This window comes from Arthrobacter sp. D3-18 (assembly GCF_054408525.1).
Genome location: NZ_CP096440.1, coordinates 1,942,326 through 1,960,555 on the forward strand (window position 1 = coordinate 1,942,326; position 18,230 = coordinate 1,960,555).

Genomic DNA, 18,230 nt, shown 5'->3' on the forward strand with positions numbered 1-18,230 from the left:
GATCGCAATGGCAGACTGTCCCCATGAACAGCTTGGCGCTTCGGATCGCCATCGCAAAGATCAACGCCACCACGATGCGGGTGGCGTCAGTTCTATCCGCTCTCCTTCGTGAAAGTGCCTCCCAACCTTTCGGCAACCCAGTCACCCCGGGTATGCCATGATGGCGCGGCGGTTGGTCATCGCGGGCATTTGCCTTGCTGTGCTGATCGCCGCCGTCGCCATAGTTTTGGACCAGATGGCCGGGAAGCCAGGGCCGTCTGCTGCCCAAAGCACTTCCACTTCCGCTCCGAGCGCTGGCTCCAGCATCACTCCGTCCGGGGGAGCGACCCCTGGCGGCGCGGGAGATCCAAACGGCGATCCTCAGCCCGGCAGCCCGGCGTCGGGGACTGAAGGAAGCGGCAATGGTGACGGCAGCGCAGGCAACAGTGGGGAGGGTGATGGTGGCCCGTCCACTGCCAAGCCGCTCGAAGTTCTGCCGCCGGTGACTGCCACCCCAACAGGGCTGCCTCAACCATCTGCCCCCGCACCATTGGTCACCACCTTGCCTGAGCCCGGCAGCGCAGCCGGTGGAGTGGTTGACGGGTGGCCTGCCGACATTCTGACGTTGCCCGAGGGAACAACGATCGGTTCCACGTCAGTGTCGACGTCGGGTGATGTCCTCCAGGTGGCTGCTGATGGCATCATTGCCAAGCCACAAGCAGAGGTCTTGGCGTCCTTCCGTCAGTCGTTGGTTGCCCACGGGTTCTGGTCCGAGGCTGCGCCGGCCGCTGACGACGCGCTGGCCGAACGATTCGTGCGAGGCACGGACACTGTCACGGTTTCAGTCTCGACGACAGGTACAGGAAACTCACGCTTCCAGCTTTTGGGCAGCCTGCACACGGCGGCGGACTAGGGGCAGCGATGTACATTTCACTCTCGGACCGCGGCAAACGGGACAAGCCGGAGGGAACACGAACGGCACTATCGAGCGAAGTGCCGTTCCGTTTGTCTCCGGTCATTCTGTGGCTGGGCATTGTGAGTATGGTGACCGATGTTTCCTCGGAATCGGTCACCGCGATCCTCCCGTTGTACGTGACTGGTTTCCTGGGTCTGTCCACCATTGCCTTCGGGTTCATCGACGGCATCAACCAAGGGGCCAGTGCAATCGTCAGGATCGCGGCCGGCTGGGCTGCCGATCGCAGCGGCCACCCCAAACGGATAGCTTTGGCCGGCTACGGCTTATCAATGCTTGCCCGGATCGGTTTCCTCTTCGCGGGCGGGTTCTGGGCAATTGCGGCAATAGTTACCGGGGACAGGATCGGCAAAGGCATCCGCACGGCACCGCGGGACGCCCTCATTTCAGTTTCAGCACAGCCTGAACACCTGGCCCGTTCGTTTGGCGTGCATCGCATGCTCGACAACATCGGCGCCGCAGCCGGGCCGTTGATCGCCTTCTTTGTGTTGTTGATGATTCCCAACGGTTTCAGCACAGTATTTGTGGTGTCGCTGGCGTTCGCCGTCATCGGTGTTGCCGTCCTCGCCTTGGTGGTGCCTGACATTAAGGCACATGGCCTTAAGGGCACGGGGGAACGTGAAGGTCGCCGTCTTTTCGCTTTCTCCTGGTCTCACCTGAAGGAACCCGGGCTGGGTAAGCTCCTGATCGCAGCCGGGTTGCTGGGCCTGGTGACCATTGGCGACGGCTTCATCTATCTCGTGCTGCAGGCGCGGGATTCCTTCGCGGTCCAGTGGTTTCCGCTGTTGTTCGTAGGCACAAACGTGGTGTTTCTGGCGTTCGCCATTCCGCTGGGACGGCTGGCTGACCGGGTGGGAAAAATCCCGGTGTTCGTTGGTGGGCATATTGCACTGCTGGCAACGTACCTTCTCGCGGCGGCACCTTTTGGAGGGCTGTGGGCGACCGTGGGTTGCCTGATCCTCCTGGGGGCGTTCTACGCAGCCACCGACGGTGTGCTGGCGGCCTTGGCCAGTCAGCTGACACCTCCGGGAAAACTTGCTACGGGCATCGCGTCCGCGCAGACAGTAGTGGCACTAACCCGGATGTTGGCATCGGCAGGTTTTGGTTTTCTCTGGTATGCGGTGGGTGCCCCAACGGCCATGCTGGTGGCGGGTGGATTGCTCGCTGGTGCTGTCCTGGCTGTGGCCTTCATCCTGCGTGGCGCACGGGTTGCACCGGCAGGGGACCCGGATAACTCGAGCAACGCGGTATGAGCGGCGCGCTCGCTGAAGGCAAGCTGCGGTGGGGTGCCCTCCTCGCCGTCACGGCACTCGTCTTGGTGGCGGCCGGTATATATGCGGTGGGAGCCTACCAGCGTTTTGAAGAAAGCCGCACTGCGGCTTCCTCCGTGGGCATCATGGCGAGCCAGCCGCTTCCAGCGGGCCCCTTCGTCCTGTTTCGCAACACAGCATCGGGCCAAGGCTACGGAAACGCCGCCACTGTTCCGTTGGCATCTCCCGATGGCGCCCGGGCTGTCAGCGGGCAGGAGTGCGACCGAGTGTACGGAACGTCCGAGAAGGTGGTCTGCCTGAAGACAAACCGTGGACTGGTGACGGCGTTTGAAGCTGCTGTCCTGGACCGCAACTGGGAGCAGCAAAGGGCATGGCCGGTCCCGGGAATACCCAGCAGGACCCGCATCAGCCCGGATGGATCCATGATTGCCACCACTGTGTTCGTCTCGGGCCACTCCTACGCCACGGCAGGCTTCTCCACCGCCACCGAGATCAGCCTTCCGGAAGGCACATCGGGTAACCTCGAGGACTTCGCCCTGATGGTGAACGGCGAGCGGCTTCTTGCCACGGACAGGAATATTTGGGGTGTGACATTCGCACCTGGCCAGAGCGATGTTTTCTACGCAACGGCCGCTTCTTCCGGACGTATCTGGCTGGTTCGGGGGAGCCTGTCCGCGAAGACCCTGACCGCCATTCACGACAATGTTGAGTGTCCGTCCATCTCGCCTGACGGCACGCGGATCGCGTTTAAGAAGAACGACGGCGGTGCGCTGGCCGCGCACTGGAAGGTCGCAGTGCTTGAGCTCGCTACGGGACAACAAACCGTGCTCTCCGAGAAGCGCAGCGTTGATGACCAGATCGAATGGCTGGATAACCAGAACCTGCTCTATGGCTTGGCGGCCGATGGCGGCAATGGTGACAGCAACATATGGAAACTCGGAACGGACCCGACCTCCCAGCCGAGCCTGTTTATCTCCCATGGGTGGTCGCCCAGCGTCGTCCGCTGATTGTGGTGGTCCGCTGAATGCAGTCCGCAGCTGAATGTACTGGACTCGAAATCGGCTGCTACGTGGAACCGCTGGCACGTGGAACCGCTGGCGTCCGGCCCGGAGTTCGGGGGTCGGACACCAGCGGAAGTAGCCGCTAGCAGCTGGCCGTCAGCAGGCCCGTAGCAGCCCGCAGAGAAGCCCGCCGGTTTGGGTGGGACTAGGCGTGGGACTTGGGGTCGGGCTGGGGGTGGCAGTCGCCGTCGGAGTCGCCGTCGGAGTCGCCGTCGCTGTTGGTGACGGCGCCACGGTTGCGGTCGGAGTAGCTGTGGCTGAAGGTGCAGCCTGCTGCTGGGCCGGCGCCGCCGTGGAGTACACCACGTCAACAAAGTAGTTCGTGGCGTTCCAGGAGTTGGTTGGCATCACACCGCCGGATCCGTACCGGTAACGGCCATTGTTCGGCCCAGTAGCCGTAAAGACCCCGCTCGTCCACGTCTGGTTGAAGAATCCCTGCGTTGAGGAGTAGCGGCCGTTCGGTGCCCGGTAGGACACCACGTACGTTTGGCCTGTCGCCAGTGCCACTGGTGTGGCCAAGGTGGCGGTTTGCCAGCCCGTTGCCGTCTCGTTGGTGAAGGTTACCTGAGCCAGACGGGTGCCGGCCGCATTCCAGAGTGAGCCCACATGGGTTCCAGTGTTACCGGTCCCCTTGTAGAAGCGGATACCGGTCACATTTCCCGCTTGGGAGACTGTGAAGGCAGTACCGAGTTCCACAGCTAGGAAGTCGGAGTTTGCGGCCACCTGTGGCACCAGCGATCCAAAGATCGTGGATTGTTGCATGGTCGGGGCGGCCGTGGTGAATTGCCAATTGCTCGGGGGCAGCGTCTGCCCTTGTGGAGTTGCCACACCTGAGACGCTGGCGGAAATCACCGTGTTGCCTGGCAGGGCAGCCGTCGGCGTGAAGGTGATGGTCTTGGCGTCGGCGGACAAGGCAGCCGTCCCGGCCACGGATGAGCCGTTCGCGGTCAAGGTGAACGAGGCACCGGGTTTTATCGCAGTGGAGAACGTGATTGACGGTTTCACGTCAGTCGGAATGGCCGTTGCACCGGGAGCCGGCACCTGCGCCACCATGCTCAATGGCGGTGCCGCAACGGTGAATACCAAATCCACGAGGTAGCTTGCCGTGGAAGCGGTGTTCGGGAAGTCGCCGCTGTAGGAGTAAGACCCGGAATCCGGTTCCGTCTTCAGTGGCCCCCTGGTGAAGCCTTCTCCGAATCCTCCGGCCGTGTATGAGTACTTACCTGTCGGCGTCTTGTAAGCGGCTACGTACTCCGTGTCAGCCTGGATGTTCACCGGTTGGCTGAAGGTGGCCGTCTGCCAGCCGGTGCTGGATTCATTGGTGAAAGTGACGGTAGCCAAAACCTGGCCGGCCGCCGTGTAGAGGTATCCGGTGTGTGTTCCGGTGTTCCCCGCTGACTTGTAGAAGCGCACGCCGGTTACTTGGCCGGCGGTGTCACTGGTGAACCGGACACCCAACGTCAAAGGCACTCCATCATTGACTTCAACGGTGGTCGGCGTCACTGTGTCCTCGAACAAGGTACAGGGGCACGAACCAGGCGTGCTGGCTGGCGGGACAGTGGTGAACTGCCAGGTACCACCGGCCGACATCGGTTGTCCGGACGCCGCCGTCGCAGTCACTGTTGCCGTGTATGTTGTACCGGCCGCCAAGGGGGCCGCCGGAGTGAACGTGACCTTGCGCGTTGCCGTGTCGTAGGCGGCGGTTCCCGAAACCGCGACGCCGGCGGCAGTCTTGACGGACAGGCCGACGCTTGAAGCAACTGCGGCCTCGGAAAGGACTGCGCTCACAGTCGAGTTCAGTGGGACGCTGGAGGCGTTAGGGATGGGGTTATGTCCGCCTACGGTGAACGGCGGTGCTGAAACCATGACCACCACGTCCACCAAGTAGCTCGCGGACGACCTCGAACCAGGGAAATCACCACTGTATGTGTACGCACCCGCGTCCGGGACGGTCCTCAGGGGGCCAACGCTCATACCTGACCCAAAGCCGTTTGACGTGGCCGAGTAGGCGCCCGTGGGTGACTTGTAGGACGCAATGTATTCAGTGTTCGCAGCAATCTGGACGGGCTGGCTGAACATTGCTGTCTGCCATCCGGAGCTGCTCTCATTGGCGAAGGTAACTGTTGCCAATTGCTGGCCTGTGGCCGTGTAGAGGGCGCCCGTGTGCGTGCCGGTGTTGCCGGCTGACTTGTAGAAGCGGATGCCCGTGACCTCGCCTGCCGAAACACTCGAGAACCGCACACCCAAGGTCAGCGGAACGCCATCACGGATCTCGGCAATCCCTGGGGTCACGCTGTCGTCGTAAAGACTGCAGGGGCAGGAACCGGGTACGGGCACAGTGGATGCCGTGGTGAACGTCCAGGTTCCGCCTGAGGTTACCTGGCCGCCTACCGTGTCGGTACCAGCGAGAGTCGCCGTGTATTGCGTACTGAACGCCAGCTGCGACGACGGCGTGAACGTGGCGCGACGGGTAGCAGCGTCGTAGGTTGTGGTTCCGGCCACGGGGCCGGCGGCAGACCGCAACGTCAACTGAACGCTCGCGGCGGTGACGGGCTTGGAGAACACCGCGCTGACCTTCGTGGCGACCGCGACGCTTGACGACGACGGGATCGGGGAGTGCCCGGACACCGTCATTGGGGAATTGTCAACGGTGCTGAAGATGGCGTCAGCGAAGTAGTTGCCCCCGTTGAAGCTGGTGGTCGGGAAACTCTGGGAGGTGCTGTACACCCCCGCCGGTTCAGCACCGAAGCCACCCGCCACCGTCAGTGGGGCCGCAGTGGACCCGAAGCTGGCCCATTGGAAGTCCTTGGTGGCATAGTGCCCCCGTGGAGCCCAATACGAGACCGTGTACTTCTGTCCGGCGGCGACCGCTACGGGCTGGCTGAACAGCGTGCTCTGCCAGCCGCTGGCAGTCTCGTTGGTAAATGTGGCCGTGGCAAGGCGCTCGCCGGAGGAGCTCCAGAGTGAGCCCGTATGCGTTCCTGTGTTTGCCGTGCTCTTGTAGAAGCGGACGCCGGTGATGAATCCGTCCACTGAGGGAGTGAAGCGTAGCCCCATTTCGTAGGCGCCACCGTCGCCGGAGTCCTGGATCGCAGGAACCGTCTGGCCGAACACGCTGTACGGTCCGCTCAATACGAGGTTACGGGTGGTCGGAGTTCCAATGTTGGCGCTGTCGTCAACCGCCCGGACTTGGATGGAGGCAGTTGCCAGACCTTGCTGTATGTAACTGTAGGTCCAGTTCTGCTTTCCCACGGCAGGGTGCCAGGTGCTGCCGCCGTCCGTGGAAACCTCGACGCCGGCAACCACGCCGCCAGTGTCGGCGGCGGTACCGCTGACGGTGACCTTGGTGCCGTGGGGGATGGTGGCCCCATTCGCCGGGGCGGTAACAGCAACAGTTGGCGCTGTCCGGTCGCTGCTGGCGGCAGCGGCCACGAGGCCTGCTGCCCGCGAAGCCGGCTGTGCCCCCATGTCGGCAAGAAGGTTGACTTGGGCTTGGCGCATCCTCGGATCCGCCGGAGCCCCGTTGCCGTCGTGTTCCTGGTCCAGACCCCAGGTCCATTGCACGCTGCCGGCTGAGAACACCAAAGCCCCGCTGGCAGCGCGATACAGCGTGACGTTATGGGTGGTGGTTCCCGGCTTCACGGTGTTCCCGTAGTCCTGAAGATATTCGGCTACGCTGCCTACCGTTGTGGACAGGCGGATGAGGCCCGCCGGACGGAAGCCGTTATCGATGTCCTCGTTTGACTCATAGCCCACCGTGTGGGGAGCCAGCGCCGCCGACGAGCCTGCCGGCAGGGAAGCCAGGGTGGTATTGCGCCATAGCCGGGTCTTGCCTTCCTCGGAGCTGACGGTCACGGGAAGGTCGGAGTAGTTGGACATGTACAGGGTTCCAGTCAGCCCGTTCTCCGGGAGTCCGCCGCCGTTGGCCTGTGATGCGAAACGCGGGTCCCGCCAAGTGCCTGTCCACTGTGGACTGGGGTCGATCTTGCCGTTGGACCAAGTCTCCTTGTAGGAGGTCAGCGTGCGCCCGGCAGCGCCATCCACGATTGAGGGTTCGAAACGGGTCCTCCAGTACATCTCGTTGCCGGACAGGAACTGCAGGTTGACGCCCGCATCGCGGGCCGCTGCCACGTTGGCGCGCTGCGGGCCGGACCAGTATTCATCGTGTCCCACGGACAGGAACACCTTGTGATTGAGCAGCAAACTCCCGCTGCGGTCGGTATCGAGCCCGCTGATGTAGCTGACGTCGTAGCCGTTTTGCTCCAGGAAACGGACCATCGGGTATTCGTTGGCGAAGTAAAAGTCCCTGCCGTCTGGCCCGCCGCGGCTGTTCATGGGCCGGTTATAGCTGATCTTGTAGGCCCTGCCGTTGTCACCGCCCTCATAGAAGCTGGAGCCTCCATACGTGTTGTAGGCCTGCCATGTGGTGTCACTGGTTTGGAAGACCACGTCCGAGCGGCTGGCGTCCTGGCGTACCACAAACGTTATGTGGCTTTGGCCGCCAGTATCAGGCCTTGTCAGCAGGGCGACATAAACACCTGATACTGCTGTTGCCGGTACTTGCCACGTTGCCGACACACCCCATGTGCCGCAGTCGTACAGCTCAGTGGCGAGGTCGCTCCGGCAGGCAGGTTGGTTCTGGCGCAGGACCGACGGCACTACGTCCGCGATCTTGCGCGCTCCGTTGCCGCCGTACCAGCCGGTGCGATAGATACCTATGGTGTAGCTCGGCGCATTCGTGGCCACCTTGAAGCGGATGGGCTGGCCGGCATTGACGCTGATCTCGGTGGAGAAGCCTTGAATACTGTCATCCCCGGCTCCAAGGATGTCCCACTCCGATGGTGGACTGCCCGGTTTGGAGTTCTCGCAGACCACAGGGTTTACCACAGGGTCGCAGGGCCCTGCCGCAACGGCTGCTGGTGCTGTAAGGGGCAGCAGGGCTGCCACCATGGCAAGCACCAAGGGCACAAGAAACCCTTTGAAGACCCGCTGTGGTTGGGTAGCTGAAGGACCGGGCATGAGAACTCCTGGAGTGGTACGCCGATTGCTAAGACGGGGCCACGCATTAAGCGCAGCCCCTGCTTGCCGCTCCCCAGCCAGGGTCAAACCAAGATCTTCAGTTATAAAGCTCAGGATTGCCACGGATGGATGTTCCGAAGATCGGGACCGGATCCGGCAATGACCGAACAGAAGTTCAAGCCGAAGCCGGATCACAGGAACGAATCCGCCAAGTAACCCTTGGCAGGAGTGTAGGGGGGTGGCTTGCCGCCCGCAAGGGCTTACGCCTTCAGATCCGCGGATTTCGCACAAACCACAGTAGATTTAGTGGATACAGACACCCGGGCCACCCAGGAGAACCGAAGCGCCTTGCACCTGAAAAGTTTGACTGTCCGAGGATTCAAGTCGTTTGCGTCGGCCACGACCTTCGACTTTGAGCCGGGCGTCACTGCCGTCGTCGGTCCCAACGGATCAGGCAAATCCAATGTGGTGGACGCCCTGGCCTGGGTCATGGGAGAGCAGGGCGCCAAAACCCTCCGCGGCGGCAAGATGGAAGACGTCATCTTCGCAGGTACCTCAGGCCGGCCACCACTCGGCCGAGCCCATGTAGCCCTGACAATCGACAATGCAGACAACGCGCTCCCCATCGAGTACAGCGAAGTCACCATCTCCCGGACCCTCTTCCGTACGGGTGGGTCCGAGTACGCCATCAACGGCGCACCCTGCAGGCTCCTGGACATCCAGGAACTCCTCTCCGATTCCGGCCTCGGCCGTGAAATGCACGTCATCGTGGGACAAGGCCAGCTGGACCGCGTACTCCACGCCACCCCGGAGGACCGCCGAGGCTTCATCGAAGAAGCCGCAGGAATCCTTAAGCACCGCCGCCGCAAGGAGAAGACCGTCCGCAAGCTCGAAGCCATGCAGGCCAACCTCGCACGGCTCGGTGACCTCACTGCAGAGATACGGCGGCAATTAACCCCCTTGGGCAAGCAGGCGGAAATTGCCCGCCGTGCCCAAACAGTCCAGTTCGATGTCCGTGATGCCCGCGCCCGACTCCTGGCGGACGACCTCGTGCAACTGAGCACAACCCTTGAAAAGGACGTCGCCGACGAAGCAGCGCTCAAGGAGCGCCGTCAGGTGGTTGAGGCGGAGCTGGGTGCGGGGAGGCGACGCCAAGCTGCCTTGGAGCAGCAGGCCGCTGAAGCCACACCGCGGCTTAACGCCGCACGCGATCATTGGTACCAGCTTTCAGCAAACAGGGAACGACTTCGTTCACTGGGGTCTCTGGCCGCCGAGCGCAGGAGGCTCCTGGGTTCCTCAGAGACCTCCCCGGACACCGGACGCGACCCCGAGCAACTCGAACGCCAGGCCGCCCGGGTCCGGGAGGAACAAGCTGCGCTCGAGCACGACATCCTTGCAAAGCAAGCGGCGCTCCTGGAAGCCACAGTTGCCAAGGACTCGGCCGAAGCGCTCGCAGCTGCGGAGGACAAGCGCTTGACGGCCATGCTGAGGGCAGCAGCCGATCGTCGGGAGGGGCTGGCCAGACTGGCAGGGCAGGTGGCCGCGGCCAGGTCCAGGGCTGAGGCTGCCGAGGCCGAACGAGGTCGCCTCAGGGAATCCCTCGCTGCCGGTGACGAACGGCGCCGCAAAGCCCAAAGCGAGTTCACGGCCCTCGAGTCGCAAGTGGCGGGCGTTGAAGACGGCGAAGAGAGCCTCGACGCTGAATACGAGGACGCCAACGACGTCCTGGATGCAGTCCTCGAGGAGATTGAAGAACTAAAAGCTTCTGAGCGGGAAGCTGTCCGTGAGCGGGACGCCTTGACGGCACGGCGCGATGCCCTTCAGCTTGGGCTGAACCGCAAGGACGGGTCCGGAAGTCTGCTCACGGCCGACGGCGTACTTGGACCTTTGGCCACGCTGGTCTCCATCGAGCCGGGGTATGAGGCCGCTATAGCTGCCGCCTTGGGGAGTGCCTCCGATGCCTTGGTGGTTGCCGATACGGATAGTGCCGTAGCAGCCATTCGATTGTTGAAGGATGACGACGGCGGGCGGGCAGCACTGCTTCTCGACGCTGGTGACGCCGCCGTTGAAGATGCCCGCGCCAACCCCCCGCTTCCCCGAGGTAGCCGCTGGGCAGCGGCTGTTGTCAAGATTGCTGATCCCGCTGCCCAAGGCGCGCTCGGGCTCCTTGCCGGGACCGCCGTCGTCGATGATCTGGAGGCGGCCGCAGCCTTCGTCGCGGAACATCCTGACCTCAGGGCTGTCACCCGTGAAGGTGACGTCCTGACCTCCCTGACCATTACAGGAGGATCGGCCAACGCACCGTCGTTGCTTGAGGTCCAGGCAGCAGTTGACGACGCCGTTGCCCGGCTTCAGGAGGTCACGGCCCGTCTGGAACGTGGACGCTTCGCCCTGGCCGGGGCTCAATCGCGCCGCGCTGAAGCGCAGGACCGCGCCGACGCCGCATTGGACAGGCTCCACGAATCGGACGCCCGGCTTGCAGCGGTAGCCGAGCGCTTGGGTCACCTTAATTCGGTTCTTCGCAGTGCTGTTGGCGAAAGCGAACGTCTCGCTGCTTCCATGGCCAAGGCTGAAGCCAACATCGCTGAATCTCAACTGGACCTTGAAGTTGCGGCAGAGCGCCTCGCCGCGGCCCAGGAAGCTCCGGACGAGGAACCGTCCACGGACCAACGGGATGAACTCTCTGCCAACGCCAGAACTGCCCGGGCACAAGAAACGGAGGCCCGCCTCGCCCTCCGCACGTCCGAGGAGCAGCTGGGGGCCATCAGCAACAGGGCCGCATCGCTTGAGCGGGCAGCAGCGACCGAACGCCGTGCCCGTGAAGAAGCCGCGCGGCGGGCTCAACGCCGACGCGCCCAGGCTCAGCGTGCCGCGGCAGTCGCGTCAGCAGTGGAGCAGACCCTCCGGTTCATCGATATTTCGGTGGATTTGGCCGGTTATGATCGTGACCTTGCCGAGCAAAAGCGGGAGCAACTGGAGAAGGAACTCAGCGAGGTCCGCACGGGTAACGATGCCCTGGCCCGGGAACTTGCCCAACTTACCGACTCAGTTCACCGGGACGAGATGGCCCGGACACAGCAGCGACTCCGCATCGAGGCCCTGGAGACGCGGTCCATCGAAGAACTGGGCCTCTCGGCTGAGCAGCTCATCGCAGATTATGGTCCAGATCAACCGGTTCCCTTGCCTCCTGGAACCATCACCGATAAGTGGGCTGAACTGCGGGCACCCGTTGATGAGAATGGCGAGGCCATCGTTGAGGGAGTTCCGTTCGTCCGGGCGGAACAGGAGAAGAGGCTCAAGAAGGCTGAGCGGGAACTCGCGGCGCTGGGCAAAGTGAACCCACTCGCGTTGGAAGAGTTCGCCGCCTTGGAAGAACGGCATCAGTTCCTTAGCTCGCAACTCGAGGACCTCAAGTCCAGCCGCAAAGACCTGCTGGACATCATCAAAGAGGTGGACAACCGTGTGCAGCAGGTATTCACTGAGGCTTTTGCCGATACGTCAGCGCAGTTCGACCACGTCTTTGCCCGGCTCTTTCCCGGTGGTGAGGGCAGGCTGGTACTTACGGATCCTGACGACATGCTCACCACCGGGATTGAAGTCGAGGCCCGGCCTGCGGGCAAGAAAATCAAGAGGCTCTCCCTGCTTTCCGGCGGAGAGCGTTCACTCACGGCAGTGGCGCTGCTGGTGGCCATCTTTAAAGCACGGCCCTCACCGTTCTATGTCATGGACGAAGTGGAGGCCGCGCTGGACGATACGAACCTGGGCAGGCTCATCACCATCTTCGAGGAACTGCGCGAGTCCAGCCAGTTGATTGTGATCACCCACCAGAAGCGCACCATGGAAGTGGCGGACGCGCTTTACGGAGTCACTATGAGGGGCGACGGTGTCTCTACGGTCATCAGCCAGAGGCTCGGTGCCGGGGCATAGCTTTATGAGAAGGTAGGGGAGTGAACGATTTCCTACCCATAATTCTGTCCATTCTCGCTGCGCTCGTAGTGGTCGGCGGACTCGTGCCGGTACTGATGAAAGCCCGGAAGACCGGCGCCAAGTACCCCGGAACACGCGACGCGAACGACCCCCTTCAGTCATCGGCAGCAGGCGGCGGAACCCTTGTGGAGGACCGCCCGGATTCGGTGCAGGCCCCGGCTCCGACCTTCGACGGGTCAGTGGAGGATACAGATGTCCCTGATGATGCGGCCGGGCTCGAAACCATCGCCATTGATACTCCGGCACCGGTGGAAGGCAGGCTCACCCGCCTCCGCGCCCGCTTGATCAAGTCCAACAACATCCTGGGCAAGGGCCTCCTGGCTCTGCTGTCGGGCGACAAGATCGATGAAAACGTCTGGGATGAGGTGGAGGAGACCCTCCTCCTTGCCGATCTGGGCACCGAACCCACTATGCAGCTGGTCGATGCCCTGCGTGAGCGCGTCAAGGTGCTGGGCACGCGTAGCCCCGAGGACGTCAAGGCGATGCTCCGTGAGGAGCTCATCAAGCTGGTCGATCCCTCCATGGACCGCTCCTTGAACGTCGAGCGCAAAGCTGACCGTCCCGCCGTCGTGCTTGTTGTCGGTGTGAACGGCGTTGGCAAGACCACCACGGTGGGCAAGCTCGCACGTGTTCTGGTGGCCGAAGACAAGGACGTCCTGTTGGGTGCCGCTGATACATTCCGCGCAGCTGCTGCGGAGCAATTGGCCACGTGGGGACAGCGCGTGGGCGTGCCCACCGTCAAGTCCGACATCGACGGCGCCGATCCCGCGTCCGTGGCCTACGAAGCCGTGAAGGCCGGCATCGATCAGGAAGTCGATGTGGTCATGGTCGACACCGCAGGACGCTTGCAGAACAAGACCGGCCTGATGGATGAGCTTGGCAAGGTCAAGCGCGTTATTGAGAAGCTGGCCGAAGTTGATGAAGTCCTGCTGGTCCTGGACGCCACCACCGGACAGAACGGCCTCAACCAGGCACGCGTCTTCGCGGAGGTGGTGAACATCACGGGCATCGTTCTGACCAAGCTGGATGGAACCGCCAAGGGTGGCATCGTCGTGGCCATCCAAAAGTCACTGGGCGTCCCGGTGAAGCTCATTGGCTTGGGTGAAGGCCCGGACGACCTCGCACCATTTGACGCCGAAAGCTTCGTGGACGCACTGCTCAACTAGCGTCGTCGCCGGAGGGGGAGTGCTTCGATGGTTCGCGTGCCGGCAGCCATGCCACTGCGGTGAGGAGGAGCACCCCTCCGGTGATGCCGAACGCCCACCCGTAGCCGAGGCGGTCAGCGAGCAAGCCGGCAACAATCGGACCGATAATCGCCCCGGTGTCTGCCGCCATTTGGAAGATGGCTAGTACTTTCCCTCCCGAGCGTCCGCGGCCGATGACATCAGCGACGGCGGCTTGTTGCGCCGGGCCCAGCAACCCTGAGCCGAAACCCGCCACCGCCGACGCGATGAGGAATGCCGTCAGGTCGGTGGTGAGTCCGATGACGCCGGTGGCCGCGCCCGTGATGAGCAAGCCGGGGATGAGCAGGGGCTTACGTCCCCAAGCGTCGGCGAGCCGCCCGCTGAAGGTCAGCGCCAAAGCGTTGCCCACGGCAAAGATAGCCAGCGCCCAAGCGGCGGTCTCGGGCGCTGACTGGAGGACGGCAACGGCGAACAGCGGGATGGTGGCCATTCGGACGCCGAAGGTCACCCAGCCGTTGCCAAAGCTCGAAAATATCGCGGCCCGGTAAGCGGAGTCCGCCAATGCTTCCTTGAGCGTCATGGCCGGCGCAGGCGTAGCGTCCTCGGCCGCGTTGCCTTCCCCGGTCAGCATGGTGCGCACCACCAGGGCGGCCACCAACAATGCTCCTGCGTAGGCAAGGAACGGTACCCGGAGACCGAAGCCTGCCAGCAAACCTCCCACGACTGGACCCAACACGCTTCCGATCAGGAATGCGGAGGCGTAGGCCCCGGACACGCGGCCCCGCCGCTCGGGCGGTGCGAGGCGGATGAGCAGTCCCATGGCGGCAACGGTAAACATCACCGAGCCGGCCCCGCCGAGGCCCCGGAAGATCAGTAGTTGCCAATAGTCGTGTGCGAAGGCGCATGCCGCGGTGGAGACGGCCACGATCAGCAACCCCGTGACATAGACGTTCCGCTCACCGAACCGTCCGATCAAGGCGCCGCCAGCAGGGGCGAAGACCAACCGCATGAACGCGAAGATGCTGACAATCACCGCGGCGGCCGTGGCGCCAACATCGAACGTCGTAGCGAACTGCGGCAGAACCGGCGCCACTAAGCCAAAGCCCAGCGCGATCAGGAATGCCGCGACCAACATCACCTTGATATCGCGCGGAAGGGGAGCTTTCTCCGGCCTGATCCTTGGGGCTTTGACGGATCTGGGCGACTCGGTCATACGGTGCTGGTCCTTCTGGTGGGGTCTGTGGGGCTGCTGAGGTGTATGTGGTCGAAAACCGGGTATTTCCTGTGAAGTCCGACGCCTGAAACATATCCGTAACATCAGGGATATGCACCATTTACGTTGGGGAGGTTGTTGTAACGAGCCCGCAATGTAAAACCTGCGCAGGTGAAACACGGCGGCACAAAACTCTTAAGCAGGACGCAAACGGCGTCAGGACAGCGGTTGAACCGCAGATCTAGCAAGAGAGGAACGTGCACCATGGAACTTACCGCAGGTCACGTATGGGTCATGGTGGCGGCGGCGCTTGTGCTGTTCATGACACCTGGTCTGGCATTTTTCTACGGCGGCATGACACGCGCCAAGGCAGCCCTGAATATGATGATGATGAGCTTCATCTCCATCGGCATCGTGGGCGTCGTCTGGGTGCTGTGGGGCGCTTCGATGAGCTCCGGCGAAGGTTTCATGCAGATTGTGGGTAACCCGTTTGCTACCTTCGGCCTCGAAGGCATTGACACCCCGGATGGCTTGATCAAGGTAGGTTACGCCTCCACCTTCGCCATCATCACCGTCGCCCTCATCAGTGGTGCGATCGCTGACCGCGCCAAGTTCGGTGCCTGGAGCATCTTCGTCCCCGTCTGGGTCACCCTGGTTTACTGCCCGCTCGCCTACATGGTCTGGGGCGGCGGACTTTTTGGTCCGGAAGGCGCGATCGGCAAGGCCCTCGGCCCAGCCATCGACTTCGCAGGGGGCACCGTAGTACACATCAACGCAGGCGTTGCAGCCCTGGTTCTGGTCCTCATCATTGGTAACCGCCGCGGTTTCGGCAAGGACCCGAATCACCGCCCCCACAACATCCCGTTCGTGATGCTCGGTGCTGCAATCCTTTGGTTCGGCTGGTTCGGCTTCAATGGCGGTGCAGCAACTACCGCGGAACAGGGTGGCCTGATCTGGATCAACACCCTCGCAGCCCCCGCAGCCGCCATGATCGGCTGGCTCATTACCGAGCGCATTCGTGACGGTCACCCGACCTCACTTGGTGCAGCCTCCGGCGTGGTTGCCGGTTTGGTAGCCATCACCCCGGCTTGTGCAAACGTCAGCCCCGTTGGCGCCCTCGGCCTTGGCGTAGTTGCTGGTGTAGCTTCCGCTTTGGCAGTAGGACTCAAGTTCCGCTGGGGATTCGATGACTCGCTGGACGTTGTAGGTGTCCACCTGGTCTCCGGCATCATCGGTACCGTGGCACTGGGCTTCATCGCCCTCCCCACCGATGGCGTCGGTGGTGGCCTCTTCTACGGTGGCGGCATGGCCCAGATGTGGGCACAGCTCGCGGCAGCCGGTATCGCCATCGCTTTCTCGGCCATCATGACGGCCATCATCGCCTTCGCCATCCACAAGACCATGGGCTTCCGCGTCTCCACTGAGCAGGAGAACGTTGGCGTCGACCTCAGCCTCCACGCTGAGACTGCCTACGAGTTCGGCGTCAACGGCCACGGTGGCAGCTTCCAGCCGCTGCACGAGGCCATGACAGGAAAGTCAGATTCCGCAGCCAAGACCCCCGCAGAAGGCAAGGAGAGTGTCCAGGCATGAAGCTCATCACAGCGATCGTCCGTCCCGAAAAGCTTGAAGCAGTCCGGGAAGGCCTCGAAGCATACGGGGTCCAGGGCCTGACGGTCAGCGCGGCCAGTGGCTACGGCCGTCAGCGCGGCTACACCGAGGTGTATCGCGGAGCCGAGTACAACGTGGACTTGCTGCCCAAGATCCGCATTGAGGTCCTCGCCACGGACGAGCAGGCAGACGACATCCTGGATGTCCTCATCGCCAGCTCCAACACAGGCCGCGCCGGTGACGGCAAGGTGTGGACCGTGGACGTCTACGAAGCAGTACGGGTCAGGACCGGGGAGCGCGGCGCAGCCGCAATCTAGATCCTTCACTCAACATAAAGCGGGCCGGGTACCAGTCAAGGTACCCGGCCCGCTTGCGCGGTGGCGGTGTCTTTAGTTCACACCTTCTCTAGTCCTCGACGACGGTGGGCCAGTCCGCCGGCCCTTCGCTGCCGGCGTCGTACTCCTGAAGCGGGACGCCGCCGCCCTCCCAGGTGCGAAGAACCGGCTCGATGATCCGCCAGCAGTCTTCGGCTGTATCGCCCCTGACGGACAACAAAGGGTCGCCATTGAGGATGCCTTCCAGCACTTCTCCGTAAGGCAGCATTCCGGCTGCATTGAGCTGGGCCACCAAGCTAGCGCGGTCCAGTGTGAAGATGTCGCCTGGGCCGTTCACGTCTACGTCGAGTTGGAGCACGTCCGGACCGAAGCCGATCCGCAGCTGGTTGGGGGAATCTACGCCCGAAAATCCCTTGGGCAGGTGGGGGACAGGGCGGAAAGTGATCACGGCTTCCTTGCGCCGGCGTCCCATGGCCTTTCCTGAGCGGAGGATGAACGGCACGCCCTTCCAACGCCAGTTATCGATGTCCACCCGGACTTCTGCAAGGGTTTCAGTATTGCGGGCCGGGTCCACACCTTCCTCCGCCGCGTAATCCGGCACCGCTCGTTCTCCGAGGGTTCCTGCGGTGTAGCGGGCCCGGCGTGTGGAATCGGTGTACGGGGCTTTGATGCTGCTGGCCCGCAGGACCGTCGCCACGGCGTCCCGCAGGTCCCTTTCCTCGATGGTGGCCGGTGCGTCGATGGCCAGGAAAGCCATGATGTGAAGGAGGTGGCTCTGGATCATGTCGCGGAGCGCCCCGGCGGTGTCGTAGTACCGGGCACGGCCCTCGAGTGCCAGGTCCTCGTCAAAGATGACCTCTACTTTTTCAATGTGATCGCGGTTCCACACCGGTTCCAGGAACCTGTTGGCAAAACGAAGACCCAGGATATTCAACACCGTGGCTTTGCCCAGGAAATGGTCCACGCGATGGATGTGGTCCTCGGGCACCAGTGCGGCGAGCGTCTTGTTCAGCTCATGGGCAGATTCTGTTCCCGAACCGAATGGCTTCTCCATCACCAAGCGTGTTCCCGCGGGCAGCTGATCCTTGTGGAGAACCTCGCAGGCCTTCTGGCTGATGTGCGGCGGAAGGGCGAAGTAGATGGCAACCGGGCCTTCCAACCTGGCCAGCAGCTCCGCCAAAGGCCCGTCTGCCGTGACATCGAGCTGATGGTATTCGGTTCCTGCGGCTACAGCGGCGAGAGCAGCGCGGCCTTCTGCGTCGGCTGCATCCAACGCCGCAGCAAAGGCGCCATGGACCCGTTCCTGCCACTGTTCAGGGGACCAAGGGTCAGAACCCGCCCCCACCAGTCGAAGCCCGGGTGCCCGACCGGAAGCCAGGAGTCCGGCAAGTCCGGGCAGCAGCAGCCTGCCTGTCAGGTCCCCGGACGCGCCGAGGATGAGCAACGTTTTTACAGTTGTTTTGCTGGTCACTGTGCCAGCATGCCATCTTGCAGGTGCGACTTGGTACCCTAGATAGTCGAGTCCCGTACTTGAGACATATTTGCCGGGGCAAGAATCGTCAAGACTATGGCGTGCCGCATTGGCCGCCATTCGTAGACC

Annotated in this window: 11 protein-coding genes; 8 read left to right on the plus strand and 3 right to left on the minus strand. The window is 62.9% G+C overall.

The window, feature by feature from the left end; all coding sequences use genetic code 11:
- Positions 1-23 precede the first annotated feature (23 nt).
- The 4 genes from M1D89_RS11165 (at position 24) to M1D89_RS11180 (ending at position 3,230) form a co-directional block, all read left to right on the plus strand.
- Complete coding sequence (locus tag M1D89_RS11165) at positions 24-161, plus strand: hypothetical protein (RefSeq protein WP_498650531.1); 138 nt, start codon at positions 24-26, stop codon at positions 159-161.
- Positions 158-892, plus strand: a complete 735-nt coding sequence (locus M1D89_RS11170; protein WP_498650533.1) for a hypothetical protein — start codon at positions 158-160, stop codon at positions 890-892. The genes M1D89_RS11165 and M1D89_RS11170 overlap by 4 nt, the downstream gene beginning before the upstream one ends.
- An 80-nt stretch (positions 893-972) precedes the next feature.
- Positions 973-2,205 carry an MFS transporter gene (locus M1D89_RS11175; protein WP_498650943.1) on the plus strand — a complete coding sequence of 411 codons (1,233 nt, stop codon included), beginning with the start codon at positions 973-975 and terminating at the stop codon, positions 2,203-2,205.
- Complete coding sequence (locus M1D89_RS11180) at positions 2,202-3,230, plus strand: TolB family protein (RefSeq protein WP_498650535.1); 1,029 nt, start codon at positions 2,202-2,204, stop codon at positions 3,228-3,230. Before M1D89_RS11175 ends, M1D89_RS11180 begins: the two co-directional genes overlap by 4 nt.
- Positions 3,231-3,380: 150 nt before the next feature.
- Here M1D89_RS11180 and M1D89_RS11185 read toward each other — a convergent pair whose 3' ends face one another.
- Positions 3,381-8,303 (minus strand): DUF4082 domain-containing protein, encoded by a 4,923-nt coding sequence (locus M1D89_RS11185; protein ID WP_498650537.1) that lies wholly within the window; start codon positions 8,301-8,303, stop codon positions 3,381-3,383.
- 348 nt (positions 8,304-8,651) lie between these two features.
- Between M1D89_RS11185 and smc the strand changes: the two genes are divergently transcribed.
- Both smc and ftsY read left to right on the plus strand, forming a co-directional pair.
- Complete coding sequence (gene smc, locus M1D89_RS11190) at positions 8,652-12,230, plus strand: chromosome segregation protein SMC (protein WP_498650944.1); 3,579 nt, start codon at positions 8,652-8,654, stop codon at positions 12,228-12,230.
- Positions 12,231-12,250: 20 nt separating this feature from the next.
- Positions 12,251-13,456, plus strand: a complete 1,206-nt coding sequence (gene ftsY, locus M1D89_RS11195; RefSeq protein WP_498650539.1) for a signal recognition particle-docking protein FtsY — start codon at positions 12,251-12,253, stop codon at positions 13,454-13,456.
- Here ftsY and M1D89_RS11200 read toward each other — a convergent pair.
- Positions 13,449-14,687 (minus strand): MFS transporter, encoded by a 1,239-nt coding sequence (locus M1D89_RS11200; protein ID WP_498650541.1) that lies wholly within the window; start codon positions 14,685-14,687, stop codon positions 13,449-13,451. The genes ftsY and M1D89_RS11200 overlap by 8 nt on opposite strands.
- 264 nt (positions 14,688-14,951) lie before the next feature.
- Here M1D89_RS11200 and M1D89_RS11205 point away from each other — a divergent pair, with 264 nt between their 5' ends.
- Both M1D89_RS11205 and M1D89_RS11210 read left to right on the plus strand, forming a co-directional pair.
- Positions 14,952-16,277 carry an ammonium transporter gene (locus M1D89_RS11205; protein WP_498650543.1) on the plus strand — a complete coding sequence of 442 codons (1,326 nt, stop codon included), beginning with the start codon at positions 14,952-14,954 and terminating at the stop codon, positions 16,275-16,277.
- Positions 16,274-16,612 carry a P-II family nitrogen regulator gene (locus M1D89_RS11210; RefSeq protein WP_017199639.1) on the plus strand — a complete coding sequence of 113 codons (339 nt, stop codon included), beginning with the start codon at positions 16,274-16,276 and terminating at the stop codon, positions 16,610-16,612. The genes M1D89_RS11205 and M1D89_RS11210 overlap by 4 nt, the downstream gene beginning before the upstream one ends.
- An 88-nt stretch (positions 16,613-16,700) precedes the next feature.
- Here M1D89_RS11210 and M1D89_RS11215 read toward each other — a convergent pair whose 3' ends face one another.
- Positions 16,701-18,221, minus strand: coding sequence for a glucose-6-phosphate dehydrogenase (locus M1D89_RS11215; RefSeq protein WP_498650546.1), 1,521 nt, complete (start codon positions 18,219-18,221; stop codon positions 16,701-16,703).
- Positions 18,222-18,230: the final 9 nt, after the last annotated feature.

Bases quoted from the DNA above. Each gene is read 5' to 3' on its own strand.
- M1D89_RS11165 (WP_498650531.1), top strand. From the start codon at position 24: ATGAACAGCTTGGCGCTTCGGATCGCCATCGCAAAGATCAACGCCACC.
- M1D89_RS11170 (WP_498650533.1), top strand. From the start codon at position 158: ATGATGGCGCGGCGGTTGGTCATCGCGGGCATTTGCCTTGCTGTGCTG.
- M1D89_RS11180 (WP_498650535.1), top strand. From the start codon at position 2,202: ATGAGCGGCGCGCTCGCTGAAGGCAAGCTGCGGTGGGGTGCCCTCCTC.
- M1D89_RS11185 (WP_498650537.1), bottom strand. From the start codon at position 8,303: ATGCCCGGTCCTTCAGCTACCCAACCACAGCGGGTCTTCAAAGGGTTT.
- M1D89_RS11200 (WP_498650541.1), bottom strand. From the start codon at position 14,687: ATGACCGAGTCGCCCAGATCCGTCAAAGCCCCAAGGATCAGGCCGGAG.
- M1D89_RS11205 (WP_498650543.1), top strand. From the start codon at position 14,952: ATGGAACTTACCGCAGGTCACGTATGGGTCATGGTGGCGGCGGCGCTT.
- M1D89_RS11210 (WP_017199639.1), top strand. From the start codon at position 16,274: ATGAAGCTCATCACAGCGATCGTCCGTCCCGAAAAGCTTGAAGCAGTC.
- M1D89_RS11215 (WP_498650546.1), bottom strand. From the start codon at position 18,221: ATGGCGGCCAATGCGGCACGCCATAGTCTTGACGATTCTTGCCCCGGC.